General features: G+C 27.5%; 12 protein-coding genes. 2 read left to right on the top strand and 10 right to left on the bottom strand.

The features are described 5' to 3' along the window. Positions 1-7: 7 nt before the first annotated feature. The 6 genes from ACXYRK_RS01715 to ACXYRK_RS01690 all read right to left on the bottom strand — a co-directional run bounded on the left by ACXYRK_RS01715 (position 8) and on the right by ACXYRK_RS01690 (position 8,717). Positions 8-1,594: an APC family permease gene (locus ACXYRK_RS01715; RefSeq protein ID WP_458617783.1), complete on the bottom strand. Its 1,587-nt coding sequence runs from the start codon at positions 1,592-1,594 to the stop codon at positions 8-10. Continuing rightward, positions 1,584-2,375, bottom strand: a complete 792-nt coding sequence (locus ACXYRK_RS01710) for a Nif3-like dinuclear metal center hexameric protein (RefSeq protein WP_458617781.1) — start codon at positions 2,373-2,375, stop codon at positions 1,584-1,586. Before ACXYRK_RS01710 ends, ACXYRK_RS01715 begins: the two co-directional genes overlap by 11 nt. Then, entirely contained in the window at positions 2,375-3,793 is a 1,419-nt protein-coding gene (locus tag ACXYRK_RS01705; RefSeq protein WP_435129426.1) for an RNA polymerase sigma factor, read from the bottom strand. The genes ACXYRK_RS01710 and ACXYRK_RS01705 overlap by 1 nt, the downstream gene beginning before the upstream one ends. 1 nt (position 3,794) lies before the next feature. Further along, positions 3,795-5,714 (bottom strand): DNA primase, encoded by a 1,920-nt coding sequence (gene dnaG, locus ACXYRK_RS01700; protein WP_458617779.1) that lies wholly within the window; start codon positions 5,712-5,714, stop codon positions 3,795-3,797. Between the two features lie 11 nt (positions 5,715-5,725). Beyond that, entirely contained in the window at positions 5,726-7,093 is a 1,368-nt protein-coding gene (locus tag ACXYRK_RS01695) for a glycine--tRNA ligase (RefSeq protein WP_458607419.1), read from the bottom strand. Positions 7,094-7,193: 100 nt separating this feature from the next. Next, the gene (locus ACXYRK_RS01690; RefSeq protein WP_458607418.1) at positions 7,194-8,717 is read right to left on the bottom strand and encodes an MAG3090 family protein; all 1,524 of its coding nucleotides are present in this window, start codon (positions 8,715-8,717) and stop codon (positions 7,194-7,196) included. 243 nt (positions 8,718-8,960) lie between these two features. Here ACXYRK_RS01690 and ACXYRK_RS01685 point away from each other — a divergent pair, with 243 nt between their 5' ends. Next, positions 8,961-10,694 carry a GIY-YIG nuclease family protein gene (locus ACXYRK_RS01685; protein WP_458617777.1) on the top strand — a complete coding sequence of 578 codons (1,734 nt, stop codon included), beginning with the start codon at positions 8,961-8,963 and terminating at the stop codon, positions 10,692-10,694. Between the two features lie 28 nt (positions 10,695-10,722). On the opposite strand, the gene asnS is transcribed toward ACXYRK_RS01685, so the two are convergent. The 4 genes from asnS to ACXYRK_RS01665 all read right to left on the bottom strand — a co-directional run bounded on the left by asnS (position 10,723) and on the right by ACXYRK_RS01665 (position 15,094). Continuing rightward, positions 10,723-12,075: an asparagine--tRNA ligase gene (gene asnS / locus ACXYRK_RS01680; RefSeq protein ID WP_458617775.1), complete on the bottom strand. Its 1,353-nt coding sequence runs from the start codon at positions 12,073-12,075 to the stop codon at positions 10,723-10,725. 102 nt (positions 12,076-12,177) lie between these two features. Next, positions 12,178-12,909 carry a hypothetical protein gene (locus tag ACXYRK_RS01675; protein WP_458617773.1) on the bottom strand — a complete coding sequence of 244 codons (732 nt, stop codon included), beginning with the start codon at positions 12,907-12,909 and terminating at the stop codon, positions 12,178-12,180. Between the two features lie 27 nt (positions 12,910-12,936). Further along, positions 12,937-13,332: a hypothetical protein gene (locus ACXYRK_RS01670; protein WP_458617772.1), complete on the bottom strand. Its 396-nt coding sequence runs from the start codon at positions 13,330-13,332 to the stop codon at positions 12,937-12,939. Between the two features lie 346 nt (positions 13,333-13,678). Then, the gene (locus ACXYRK_RS01665) at positions 13,679-15,094 is read right to left on the bottom strand and encodes a hypothetical protein (RefSeq protein WP_458617771.1); all 1,416 of its coding nucleotides are present in this window, start codon (positions 15,092-15,094) and stop codon (positions 13,679-13,681) included. A 179-nt stretch (positions 15,095-15,273) separates the two neighbouring features. On the opposite strand from ACXYRK_RS01665, the gene ACXYRK_RS01660 reads away from it, so the two are divergent. Beyond that, on the top strand, positions 15,274-15,856 hold a 583-nt coding region (locus ACXYRK_RS01660; RefSeq protein WP_458617769.1), incomplete at its 3' end, for a hypothetical protein.

The raw sequence follows: 15,856 nt of genomic DNA, 5'->3' as shown, positions 1-15,856 counted from the left end.
GTTTTCTTTATCAAATAAGTCTATTTGAAATAACGTTATCTGTTTGTGAATCAGATTGTTCTTCTTTGTTTTCTACTACTTCTTGTTCTTCTTTTTCTTCTTGTGCATCTAACATAATTAAGGTGCTAAAGTTTTTAACTAAATTGTTTTTGAATACTGCTTTTTCTAATGCATAATTAATTGCTGGTAGACTAAATAATAAAATTAAGTTTAAAAAGTAGTATAAAACAGGTAAGTAGTTGGGTATCAATCCACCTTTATTTTGGTCGTAGAATACTCCCCATCCATTTGGATTGGTTGTATTTGAACCTAAGAATGTAAAGATAACTACTAAGTATACTATTTCAGCAACTGCTATTCCTGTGACAGCCAATGCAGCAGAAATATAAAATACTCATTTATTAATCTTATTAGTTTCACTGATTTTATGTCTTTTTATTGCATATAATAAAATTACCAGTGCATAAATATTAAAGAAGAATAAGGTTGGATAATTTGATACTGCATCGATTAAGATATCAGTATTTAATATAATTGCTGGGATGTAAATTAAAACACCTCAAAATGCAAAAATAATTGTGATGTAAATTCAAAATGTTTTTTGTAATCCAAAACGTTTAATCAAAGCACCTGCTCCAAAGTATAATTTGGATTTTACAGTATTATGGGTTTCATTAATAAATGCTGCACTAAGTCCGTTTAAAACCCCAAATGTTGAGATTAAAATAAAGAATCAAATAATAGGACTGATGTATGCTGCAACTGATTTAGGTAAAGTATCTGATAATAACCCACCGATGTTACCTTGATTATGTAAAATTGATGAAAGTGCTATCAAGGTGTATATTACCACCACAAAAGCCATTCCAAAGAAAATTGCTTTCGGTACATTTTTGTTCGGTTTTTTAATCTTATGTGACATTGATGCATTACCTAAGAAAGCATCGTAAGCAAATAATACAGCAGGTAAAGCAGCAACCAATCCTTTGATGCTAAATGATTTATTGATAATGGTAAATGCATTTACTCCACCTGCATTATGTACATTTGGTAGCACAATTCCGATGAATAGTGCTACTAAAATAGGTACAAATTTTAATATAGTAAAAAATGACTGTAATTGCCCTGATGTTCGAGTTGATGCATAGTTTAGTAGCATAAACACGATCATAAATAACAATCCAATAATAATATGAACCACACTATGAATATGTGAAGTATCTAGTTTTGAAGCAGCACCAATGAAGGTGAATCATACTTCAGAACCAAAGATTCCAAGTAGTGCATTTAAAGCACCAAAGTAAAATGTTGAAAATGATATGGATGTAAAGTATCCAAGTCGCGAACCACCTACTTTAAAGGCTCAATTTGATAAACCTGTCAGTTTTGTGTTCTTAAATGATCCAATTTCAGCAAATGATAATGCTGCTGTAAGTGAAATTAAACCTCCTACTATTCATGCTAGTAATCAAGTGACTCCATCTCCTCCTGTGGTCCTAGAAATAGAACCATTTTTGAAGAAGATACCAATTCCGACAACAGAACCGATTACTAACATTAAGGAGAAAAATAAACCAATTTTTTTATGTTTCATTACTTCCTTTTATGTTTTGATATGGTATTTTTAGTTTGTATATATGTATTTTAAGATTATGAAATTTTGCTTGCAAAATTTCTTGTATATGGTTTGTAAACACCTGTTCTACTAGGTGTGGGATTGCTAGAACAGCAATTTTATGTTCTTTATATGCAATTCAATCACTTCATTTAACATCTGATGTGATAAATAATGAATTAGGATATTTTTTAGCTAACTGATTGATTGTTATAATATCACCTGCCCCGGCTAAAATAACACAATATGAGTATTTATATTCTAAATCAGATGCATTGCTTTGAAAGTTAGATAAATTTAAATATTCCCAAAAAAGTTTTTGCACATCTGAAATAGATATTTTTTTAGCAATTATCGCTGTGTATCTATGACTTTCAGAAATTACATAGCTTGATAAATTTATCGCTTTTGCAATTTGATATGAAGTTCCATTTACATCAAAATCATAGTTTGTATGCATTGAATATGCACTAATTTTATTTTTAACCAACCCTTTTTTGATCTTCTGTTTATACTCTGCTTTTTGTAGCATATCAGTTTTTGTTTTTTCAAACAAAAACGGATGGTGGGTGATAATCAAATTGCACTGATTTTCTAATGCAAAGTTATAAACATCAGATGTTAAATCAATAGCTAATACAACTGCTGTTACTTTTTTATTTTTGTTTGCTTTTAAAGCATATCCAGATGGATCTCATATTTCTTTATTAGACAAAGGAAATAGACTTTCTAGATATTCTATAATAGTATTTACGGACATTAATATCTTAAATAATCCCTTAAATTTTTACCGTATTTAGGATTTCCTTTCAATTTACGTAAAATCTTGTTTTCAATTTGTCTAATTCTTTCTTTTGAAACATTGTTACGCATTTTTGCCAGTTCTTCTAAGGAGTGAATCCGATACCGTTGTCCGTTTTCATCATATCCTATTCCATAGCGACGACATATAAGTTCTTTTTCTTCTTTTTCTAAATAATTATCAATCATATCAAGCAAAATAGTATGTAACTCCTCGTGGGCCGCAAAATCCACTGGATTAATAACTACTTCATCCTTAACAAAATCACTAAACGATGAATCATTTTCTTTTCCTACTTGTTTGTCAAGTGAAATAGGATCAATATTTATTTTTTTAATGTAACCAACTCTTTCAGCAGTGAAATCACCACCAATACGCTCGGCAATTTGTGCTAAGGTAGGTTCATTACCTAACTCATGTTGCAATTCACGTTCGATTTTAGATACCTTATTAATGGTTTCTACCATATGAACTGGGACTCTAATGGTTCGTGCTTGATCAGCTACAGCACGGGTGATAGCTTGTCTAATTCACCAAGTTGCATAAGTTGAAAACTTATATCCTTTATTAACATCATATTTTTGTACTGCTTTCATTATCCCTTGATTTCCCTCAGAAATCAAATCAATAAATGAAAGTCCTCGATTTTTATATTTTTTAGCATTATTAATCACAAGACGTAGGTTTCTTAAAATTAATTTATCACGAGCTCTTTTCCCACGAAAACCACCACGGTCCATTTCTTTGGATAATTGTACTTCTTCTTCTTCAGTTAATAGTTTTCCATACTTACCAATTCAACGCATATATCATTTGACTATATCATTTGTTTCAGTAAGTTTGTTAGTTAAATTACGTGCTTTTTTATTCTCGGTTTCTAGCAAAGTTGCTTGTGAACCTAAGGTTTCTAAATCAAAGTCACCAAAACTAAATTCATCATCAGAAGCATCATCAAAAAACATCGAATCTTCTTCTTCAGGTTCTTCATCTTTTTCTTCATCTTCTTCATCATCTGTTGATAATGATTCTAAATCATAATTAGGTTCTTCGGTGTCTTCTGAAAAATCTTCATCTGCATCAAATTCATCTAATGGAAAATCTACATCATCTAAATCTAGAGTATCGGATTTGAAATTAGGTTCCAATTCTTCTTCGATTTGGTCTCTGCTAACTGCATCTAAATCACCTGCATCACTGTGGTTTTCTAAAATATTTGCTTGAAATAAAGCATCTAAAAAATCATCGTTTTCTTCTGCATCAACATATATATTATGATTTAATAAAATGTCAAACACTTTTTCTTGAGAAAAATGATTTGTTTTAGATTTTTTCATCTCTGTTTTTAAAAGCTTGATAACATCTTTGTAATCTGACATTTTACCTCTTTTCTATTCTTATTTTTTTGTTTTGTATATTGGCTAATTCTTTTTGATATTCACTTTTACGACGAAAGTTTTTAATTTGATTTTCAATATAAAATTGCTCATTTGCTTGTGCCGCTTCCTTAACATATGGAAGTAAATTTAACTCGACTGTATCATTTTTTGCTGCATTTTGATACTGCAAATCTATATCATTTTGACATTGCTGCATATATTCTTGAAAATATGAATAACTTTGCTGGTCGCTTTGAAATTTACTTAATTTCAAAAAGGTTTGATATAAATGTTCTTTTAGTTCTGTTAATTTTGCTTCGATGTTAATGTTTTCGATTGCTTTATCAGCACTTTCGAAGATATCTTGCTCAATTACTTCATTAATTTTTAGGTTGAACATTTTTATTTCAGTATATAAATCTCGCAGTTGTGCAGGTTGGCTAAAAATGACTTCTAAACCTTGTTCACTATAAAATAAGTTTGAAAAATCATTACGACAAAGCATAAAAATCAAAATCTTTAATCGCTTGAATTTGCTTATTTCATCAAAAAAATGTTTTTTATTCGGTTTTATTTGAAATTTTGGATTAACAGGAAATTCAAAATTCATATCAAAGGGATGTTTTTGAATTTGTCTAGGTTGATAATCAACATAAATATTATTTATATCTATATCATAGTTAAATTCACTCTTTATTTTATTTTTAAAATATGCTTTATTTTCGTTTGATAAGTATGATAAATAACTATTAAATTCAATTACAAATTCTTTGATTTTATTAAAATCAGAATTTTTTGTTATAGCAAAATTTATTTTTAATGTATCATAAACAAAATCAATTGCTCCCCGTGTGGTTTGCATCAGTTGTTTTAAGGTTTCTGCTCCTTCTTTATTTAAAATCTCATCAGCATCTTTTTGGTATGGATTTATAATAACATCAATGCGATTAATTTTATTCGATAATAATGTCTTAATAGTTTTTAATGTAGCATTTATCCCTGCTGCATCATTATCTAAAAATAATTTAATTTTATAATTATATAAGAGTGGAATATGTTGATTAGTAAGTGCTACACCCATTAAAGCAACAACATTTTTTATCCCTGCTTTATAACATGCAATCGCATCAATAAAACCTTCTACAATTACAACTTCGTTACTGCTTTGAATGTGGTCTTTTGCATTAAAGTAGTTGTATAGAATTTTGGATTTATTAAATAAATTACTTTCAGGTGAATTTAAATACTTAGCTACTTCATTGGTTATTGTGCGACCACTAAAACCTACTATTTGACCATATTGATTTTTTATCCCAAAAACAACCCTATTACGAAAGTATTCTACATAGTTTTCGTTAATCAAACCACTGCTATATAATTTATCAAATCCATAACCTAATTTTTCATTTAAGTGTTTTGATAATAAATTAAAATCAGGTGCAAATCCTATATCAAAATAACTTATAAGTTCGCTATCAAATAAATTACGTGTTTTTAAGTAGTTGATAGCTGCATTGTTTTTAAGTAGTTGCAATTTATAAAAAGTGTTTGCTGCTTGCAAAATTTCTAATTGTTCTTGTTCTTGTGCATTATATTCCACTAACTCGGATTTATTTAAAGAACTAAAATCTAGTTCTTTTCCGATGTTTTTTGCTAAATACACAATTGCATTAGTATAACTCATCTGTCTTTTTTTTGTTAAATAAGTAACTATGTTACCACTTTCTCCGCAAGAAAAACATTTATAAATTTGTTTTATTGCTGACACAGAGAAACTAGGATTACTATCATTATGAAACGGACATAGTCCTACATAATTATTACCTTTTTTATTTAATTGGACATCTTCAGAAATGATATCCACTATATTGTTTGAAGAAGTTATTTCCTTAATCAATTCATATGAAATTGCTTGTGTCATTACCCTCCAAACTAAATATATTCATTAATTTGCTCAATCAAAATGCGAAATTGCTCCATTGTATCGCGATTTCTTAATGTAACAGTTGCATCTTCTAAACTTTGATGATCAACTGTTAAACATCAATATGTCCCAATTGCATCATTGCGACGATAACGTTTTCCGATTGAGCCACTTTCATCATAACTTGTCGAGATTCCTAAATCAATTAATTGGTGATAAATTTTTAATGCTTTTTCAGAAAGTTTTTTAACTAACGGAAGTACAGCAACTTTATAAGGTGCAATTTCTTTTGGAAATCTTAAAACTATTCTTTCATCACTTTCTGTCGCTTTCTCAACATCATAACAATTTACAAGGATAGCAAGCATTAAACGATCTAAACCAATACTTGGTTCAATCACATAAGGAATTAATTTAGTATTTGTTTCTGGATCTAAATATTCTAAACTTTCTCCACTTGCTTGCATATGTGCTCTTAAATCAAAATCAGTTCGATTCGCTACTCCTAAAAGCTCACCTCAACCAAACGGGAATAAAAATTCTATATCAGTTGTTGCATCAGAATAATGTGCTAATTCTTCTGGGGTATGTTCTCGAATCCTAACATTTTCTTTTGTTATGCCAAGTTTTTTTATTAACTTCATACTTTTTTGGATATAATAATCAAACCATTTTGGCGCGTGCTCAGGATAACTAAAAAATTCTAATTCCATTTGCTCAAATTCACGAGTTCTAAAAATGAAATTTCCTGGAGTAACTTCATTGCGAAAACTTTTTCCTACTTGTCCGATTCCAAAAGGTAATTTAGCACGAGTTGTTCTTTGCACATTTTTAAAGTTTATAAAAATTCCTTGTGCTGTTTCTGGACGTAAATAAATTTTTGATTTATTTCCTTCAATTACTCCTTGGGCAGTTTCAAACATTAAATTAAATTGCTTAATTTCGCTTCATTGTGCTTTGCATCCATCATATTCAGGTAAATTTTGATTTAAATATTCTCGCATTTGATCATTGCTAAGTTGTTCAGGGATAATGTTGGAATTAATTTCATTGATTAATTTGTCAGCACGGTATCTTTTTCCGTTCACTTTGTTTTCAATTAGTGGATCATTAAAATTCCCGACATGTCCACTTGTTTCTCAAACTTTTGGGTTCATTAAAACTTTTGAATCGATTAAAAAATTATTAGTTTCTTTTAAAATAAATTCTGTTTTTCATATTTGTTTGATGTTATCTTTTAATAAAGAACCTAACGGACCATAATCTCAAGTATTTGAAAGACCTCCGTAAATTTCACTGCCTTGAAAAATAAACCCAGTGCTTTTAAGATGGTTAACTAAAACTTGCATAAATTCTTTATTATTTTTATTAAACATTTTATTATTATACTATTTTTATATTTTTTAAATATAAAAATTTGCTATTTTATAACTTTCTACAAAAATGCAAAATAAAAAAGTCAAAAGACTTTTAAATTTAGTTAAGCGGTGGAATTACACCTACTCATAATAAAATCACAAGAACAAATAGTATTGCAAGTGCTAAAGAAGCAAATAATACTGTTCAGAACATATATGGAATACGTTCTTCAGTTACTACAACTTCGCTTTCTTCTTTTGGTTGTCCTTTTGCTACATCTGAAAATACTACAACATTAGTTTGTGGTTTAACTTCAGCTGCGATAATAGGATAGTGATATGCTTGTTGTGGAACAAATGCTAAATGTAATCCTTCGAACACAAGATATGATAATCAGTGTACTAATAATACATTTCTACCACATTCTTTTCGATAATATACGGCTGTTTCTGGATTGAATTCGATTTCAGGTTTACCAACAATTTTTTCAGATAATGATTTTACAGATGTTGCCAATGAAGCGGCGACTAATTCGAATAATTTTTGTGCTTTTTTATCATCAGTAAATTTATTAGAAAGTTTTTTAGTAACTACTAAAACATTTTTCAGTTGTTCCTTGATTCTTGTTAAATCTTGCTCAGATGTTGTTTTTTCTTCTTTGAAAAATTCAGCAACCTTAGAAATTCTTTGTGCATAAACAGCTAGAGCCTCAAGTTGTTTAGTAGGTTGTAGATTTTCAATAAATTCGAATCTAATAGGTTCTTTTGAACCCGTAGAAACTTCCTTTACTACTTCCACAGGTACTTCTTTTACCACCTCTTTAATAACTTCGACTACTTTTTCAACTGGTACTTTTACTTCTTTGATAACTTGAACTTCGATAGGAACTTCTTTAGTAACTTCTACTTCCTTAACAACTTCTAATGGTACTTCTTTAACTACTTCAATTTCTTTTACTACCTCAAACGGTACTTCCTTAATAACCTCAACTTCTTTGATGATTTCAATCGGTACCTCTTTAATGACTTCGACTTCTTTAATAATTTCAACAGGAACTTCTTTAACAACTTCCTTTACCACTTCAACAATTTTTTCAACAACTTGAACTTCTGGCTCAGTTTGCTTTACTTCTTGAACTATTACCGGTGCTGCTTGACCTTGTTTTTGAAGTTCTTCGTTTAGTCTTTGTAGTTTTTCGATTTCTAAATCTTTAGCAGATTTTTTTCTTTCAATAATAAATTCATCATCAACAGGGAAGTATGTTTCATGTTTTCTAAGAACTTTAAAATCGTTTAGTCTTTCAAGGTAATCACGAGCCTCATCTGATTTTCTTGCTCCTGTTTTTGAATCAATAAAGAATTCAGATAATACATCACTTTCAACTACATTACCATCAAATTTATCAACATTGATTTCGTAAAAATCAACACCTTCTTTTCATTCTGAAATGAAAATTCCCCCAAATACTTTTTGATCTGTTTGGAATCAAGTTGCACAATCATATCCCAGTGATAAAAATCAGTTCATCGCATCTTTACGAGTTTTAAATTGAGCTAATGCATCTTTTACTTTTGGGTGCTTAAGCACTCATGGATAGTTTTTATTTAATGCTGGTTTATATAAACATAATAGACGTTTCATATTCTTCCTTTAATTTTTTTAATTTTCCTCACTTTTTGCTTACAAATAAGAATATTAGAAATAATTGTTAATATTATATAATATTATTACCACAGCAGATATTGCTAAATACATATTTTTATTCCTAAAAAATAGGAAAAAAAGTAAAAATTCAACTTTTTTTCCTAAAATAAGCAAAGAAAAAGTAATTTTTTTCTTTTTTTCCTATGGTATAGGCAAAAAAAGAAAAATAAACGAGGCAAAATGAATAACAAAGAACATATATTGGAGAAAATTAATCAAATTGTTCCAGATGAATGTGGTGTTTACTTATGAAAAAACAAGAACAACGAAATTATTTATGTCGGAAAAGCTAAAAATCTAAAGAAAAGACTTAAGCAATATTTTGAAGGACATAATAATTCTTGATTAACACCAGTAATGGTTGATCAAATAAATGATTTTGATTTCTATATATGTAAATCTGAGCGAGATTCTTTTTTAACAGAATTAAAATTTATAAAACAATTTCAACCTCGCTATAATATAAAACTTACAAACAAAAATACATATCCTTATTTTATGTTTGTAATTGATAAAAATGGTTTACATATAGATATTAGTGACAATCTAAATAAAAAAAATCTAAAATATTATTTTGGTCCGCTTACACCTACATCACAATTTTCAGCTTTTTACGATGTTTTATGTAATCAGTTTTTATATTATAAAGGACTTAAAATTACCAATAAAGATGAATCGTATTGATTAAATGCCCTTGAAGAAATTAAAAATATTTTCAAAAATAAATCGCCTGAATTTATTAAATTAATTGCAAAAAAAGAAGCAGAATACAGCAGCAAATTAGAATTTGAATTTGCACAAGTTTATAAAAATGCTTCTGTGTTTATTAAATCATTATTACAAACACAAATTCTGCAAATTAGTAACACACAATCACTTGATTTTTTTGCTTTTGAAAAAGTAAATCAAAACATTTTTATTTCAATCCGATCTTACCAACACGGTTCTACCACTTATATTGAAAACATAAATCGCAAATTTCAAGGTTTACTAACTGAATTTATCGAAAAATTTATCAATGATTACTATAAAAAACGACCAGATATAAAAAGCAAAATCTTGCTAGATTTTGTTTATAAATCTGAAAACCTTATTTTTGATGACAACCTTACTAAAAGAATCTTATATCCACAAAAAGGGATTTATAAAAGTATATTAGAAAACCTTAAATCAAATGCTCAAATCCAGGCAAAGGAATATGCACGAAAACATATAATTAAAGATAATGTAGCTTTATGAATTAAACTAAAACAGGAATTAAATTTATCCGAAATAGATAAATTTATTATTTTTGATAATTCTTTTGAGAATTATCAAAAGGATGTTGCTGGTTCTTCTTTATGTTTTGATATCACGGGTCAAATAAAAAACTTAACTACTTTTAATAAATTATCAGAATTCAATCAAAAAATTGATAAGCATTCAGATGTACAATTTACTTACTATAATGCTGTTTCTTTTTTACAAAAGCATAAAAATAAAATAAATGCAAATGATGTTTTTATTGCTGATGGCGGCATTGCTCAAATAAATGAGATTAAGGAAGCGTTAAAAAACTTCAATCTTAATAATCTTGTTTTTGGTTTGGTAAAAAACGATAATCACAAGACACAAAAACTTATTAATGATTTAGGTAAAACTATTCAATTATCTGATGAAAGTTTTTTATATTTCTCTGCTTTACAAGAACATGTAGACAAAAATGTGAAAAGATATTATCATCAACTTGCTGATTCAAAAAACACACTTAAAGGGTCATTAAACATCCCTAATATAGGTAAAAAAACTATTACTGCATTAATTGCTAAATTTGGAACTTATGCATCTATAAAAGAACAATCGCTTGAGAATCTCACGGATGTTATTGGAACAAGTAGAGCCCAATCTGTTTATAATTATTTTCACAAAAAATAGTATTTATCACAAACGGATAAACACTATTTTACATCCTGATATTACCTGTGGTTCTCGGGAATGGAATGCTGTCTCGAATATTATCCATCCCTGTTATAAACATCACAAGTCTTTCGAATCCGATTCCAAAACCAGATGATTTAAGATGACCAAAACGTCTTAAATCAAGATATCATTGTAAGTCGGCTTGATCAATACCGAGTTCATTTACTCGTTTTACGATTTTAAAATAATCTGTTTCTCTTTGACTTCCACCGATTAATTCCCCTATTTCGGGAACTAATAAATCAAAAGCCGCAACTGTTTTACCATCATCATTTTGATACATATAAAATGCTTTAAATGATTTAGGAAAATTAATAACAGCAACTGGAGATTTATATACAACATCAGTTAAGTATTTTTCGTGTTCACTTGCTAAATCTAGTCCAAAATGGATATCTTTTTCTTCAAATATATCTTTTACTTTTTCAAGTTCTTTTAATGCATCTTGATAATCCACAATTTTTAATTCTGAATCTAAAAAATTGTGGATTTTATTTAATAAGTTTCCATCACTTAGTTTGTCTAAAAACTCCATTTCAAAAGGATGTTTAGCTACGGTATTTCTTAAAACAACTTTTAATAAATCCTCTGATAATAAAATAGTTTGATGCAAATCATAAAAAGCCATCTCTGGTTCAATCATTCAAAATTCTGCTAAATGTCTTTTAGTATTCGATCGTTCCGCTCTAAATGTTGGTCCAAATGTATAAATATTTTTAAATACATTTGCATAACTTTCTCCATGAAGCTGCCCCGTTACTCCTAAGGTTGATTTGTTCCCTTTACCAAAAAACGGATCATCCACATTCGAATCAGACACATTAAACATTTCCCCCGCACCTTCTCCGTCATTAGAAGTAATAATAGGTGTAGTGACATAATGAAATCCTTTAAACATAAAATACTTATGGATTTCTTGTGCCAAGGTTGAACGAATTAACATCACTGCTTTTAAAACATTTGTACGGTGACGCAGGTGTGGAATTTCCCGTAATGTTTCAAGTTTCATTTCTTGTGCTTGAATCGGGTAATCTTCATCTACTTTTTTATATTCAATTAACTTGGTAGCAGTCATTTCAATAGGTTGTGGTGCATCTGGTGTAGTTCTCAAAATCCCTTGTAAAGAAAGTGCAGATCCGGGTTTTAAAGTATCAAGAACTTCGAAATCAAAATCACCTTTGAACACTACCTGCAAGTTTTTTATGGTTGACCCATCGTTTATTTCTAAGAAGCGAATCTTTTTATTTCCACGATTAGATGTAACTCACCCTTGAATTTGAATATCTCATTCGTTATAAAAAATAGGTTTTAATAAAATACTTTTTATTGTATGCATTTTTCTCCTTTATTATATTATACTAAATTTGCTTCTTTGCTGTGTTAAAAGTTGTTAATTTCTATATATCTTCTAAATTAAATATTTCATTTTGTTTTTTAATTACCTTGTTTTATTGTTATTTTTATAATATAAAAATGCTTGATATAAATCCTTATAAATTATATTACCGTAATTTATTTGTTTAAAATGATAACCAAAAATTAAGAAATAATAAATAGCTAATTTATTACTTTTTCTTATTATAACTGTATCAATAACCTTATAATTCATATAAAATATCTTATTACTCTTATAATAAATATGACATAAAAACTTATTATCATCATACCTTGCTTCTTGTTCATTATTTAGATAATATTGTTCCTTTGAATATTCAAAGTAATCAAATATCTTAGTTAATTTATTATATAAATATTTATATTTTTTATAATATAAAACTATGAAAACTAATTCTATAACTAATGCAAATACATAGAAAATATCTACATATCTTCATTCTTTAAAATAACCTAATTTTATTTGAGATGCAAGTTTATTGTATGCATCCAAATTTACAATTAATTCGTTTATAAAAAATAATAAGAGTATAATAAAAAAGGACATAATCATATTCTTAAATATAAATTTGTTTTCTTTTAAATATAATTGTCCTCCTTCTTTAAATAGTACATTTGTTTGTTTTGCTTCTGTTATACTAACAAGTTTTTGACACTTATAAATAATGAAATTAGTGAATGAGTTTGTATTAAATAATATAATGAAAGAAAGCACTAAGATGTTTGTTGATATAATCACCCCTAAACACATTAATATAAATAAAAATAGTGACATAAAACTTCCTTAAATATCAAATGTATATTAATCACTTTGTTCTTCGTTAAAAAAATTAACATAATCAAAATACAAACCTTGATAATATTCACTATGCTCATCTTTTCATGATTTGTGCATATCAAAAATAAAAAAAGCAAAAACATCATATGCACTTTCTTTAAATATTTCTTTAACTCTTTGTGTTGTCAGTACCCTTACCCTGACATCAAAAAAGTTTGTTTTGAAATATATATAATTATTTGTGGTAAGCCCGTTGTTAAAGTAAATAGTATTATCAAGCATATATTCACAATCGATTATTTTGCTATTTTTGACTTTTTCTTCAAAGTGTTTTTTAACTTTTTTTCCTATATGAAAGCACTGAAAGTAATAATGAAATGTAAAAATATCAGTAATGATATATGTAATAAAGTTTACCATAAAAATTATTATCATTTCTGGTGCTGTTTTTGTATTAAAATACTTGTCTAGTAGGATGAATGTTATTGTTAAAATAATATGTGTAACAAAACGAAAAATTATTGCTATTACTCAATAAAATATTTCCTTATTATAAGATATAAGATACTTTCTAAACTCATATCATCCCTTTACAAAGTTTATATGATACTCTTTTGTTTTTTGACTTATATCTCTACTGTATGTGTCTTTTGCTATAAAAAAGAAACTTTGATATCTTTTTGTATATGCAATTATAAAAACAGGATAGAAAATAACCGCAAAACAAGCATTAATTATCAATAAAATAAAAACATATTCAAACATTTTATCCTAAATTATCTGTTTTTGTTTTATTAGGTAATTTTCTTATATATCATTCATTTAATTTTTTATTATATATCTTTTGCTTCCCTCATGCATAAAGCATTCAATCAGGTTTTGCTAACATTTGTTCTAAGGTTAATACCTCAGATGTTTTAAGATTTTTAAAAACTAAATTCTTTCCTCCTTTACCACCTTGATTATAAGGTTTATCAATTGGTGTTTCTTTTACTACTACTCATTCAACTCTTTTAATATTTTCTAAATTTATTGCTATTGTTTGTAACTGATTCTCTAATTCTGATAAAAAGTTATTTATCTTTTTATTTTTCTCTTCCATACTATCGATTTCTCTTTTTGTTAAATAGATATCAATTGAATCAAGAACAAATCCTGCTGTATGTAGAAAAGATTTTTTGAAAAATGTTTTATATGGTACTTTTTCAATTGCTCAAAATTTACCTTTATAATTCTTTACTGCAGAAAAAACATTTCAAGTTCACCCAGAAATAACATTTTTACCATATGAGTAACCTGATAATGCTTCATCTTTCGAACTTTTTTTAGGAAACTGAAATATTTCTGATAATAATTTATGATTCTTTATATATTTATCCCTTCTGGATTCTAATATACTAATTGCAACACTTAATCCAATGGATGCACCTGCTGATAATGCAGTACCAAAAAAACCTAATCCAAAGCTAAAAATACCTGCAAAAAAGCTAAATATAGATACAGCAGACATCGCTATTTGTGCATTTAGTAATCTTTTTATTATATTGTTATACCAAAGTATATTATCATTTATATCTATATAAAGTTGTTTTATATCTTGTGATTTGGATTCAAATTCAAAAAATTGTTTTGTTAGATTTTTTGAATTCATTTCATTACTATCTATGTTTATTACATAACCATTATTCGCATCTAGAACGGTTCTTTGTATTGTAGATTCATTATTATTTAACTTTGCTACTTCTTTTTTAACTGTATGTACACCAGATTTAAAAGTATTTAAGGACTTTGTTAATTCGTTCTTAAATTTTTTATATCCTGTCTCGTTAAGATAGTTATTTATATTTTCTTGTTGGTCTTTTGTAATCAGATTATTTGTTTTATAAATATCCAAAAAATTATTCATTATTTCTTTATAATCATCTAAGGAAATTTCGCTAATTGGTTTATTAATACTTTTATTCTTTTTAATAATTCCTTCCGATATTTTATCTAGTATACTTTCTTTATTTTTAAATATATTTTTTGATAATTTTTCTATATATTCTATATTTAAATCCTTATCAGGGTGTTCCATAATTTTTGGAAAACTTGTTTCGAATTTTACATCATTGTTGTTTATACCAGTTAACCCGTTCAAACCAGAAGTGACATCACCTATTTTAAAAATAATATTCTTCATTTTATTCCTTTCTCATATAAATAATTCTATCAAAGAATCCAACATAAGTGGTTTATTTGTTGAATTTATTTCACTTTTATGATATGTATGTTGTATATGTATTATTGATTCGGTATTTCTTTGTGATATAAATTCCTTATATAAAATAATTCATTATAATTTGTCTATATAGGGGTTATATGAACAAAAAATTAAAAACTTTATTGATATTATCAAGTTTAACAACTTCTACTATCGCAGTAAGTTGTGGAACAACTACATCTGCTAATACAAATAAACCAGGTAGGGGTGATTCTGGAACAGATGATAAGAACAAAAAACACGAGCCTTCTCCACAAGAATTAAGGGATAAAGCAATCGAGTCGTTTATAAAAGAAAATAAGATTAATGATAATTATTATAAATATGATGGACGAAAAGATAATAATCCGTTCTTAAAAGATTGGGATTATTGGTTTAAAATCCCTGGTTATAGCATTAAAAACTATGATGCTGATGATGTAAGAAATTGAAGATTACATATTGCTAAGCCTTATATGAACATCGGGGATTTTGGTAAGATCAATGATGCATTTGATCAAAAAATTAATGGTGGAGTCGATCGAAGTTTATGAAAAGCAAAGAAGCAAAAATTTAATGATTGAGCAAAGGCTGAGTTTGGTTTTATTAAGCCGAATCCTGATGTTGATATACAAGTATCGATGAAGAATTATAACGGGGATTTATATCAACTAATTATGGATGTGGTAAATGATAAAGTAA

The organism is Mycoplasma sp. AC1221, assembly GCF_054353815.1.
Note: the sequence above shows the minus strand (reverse complement) of the source record. Positions and strands in the feature narration are given on the sequence as shown.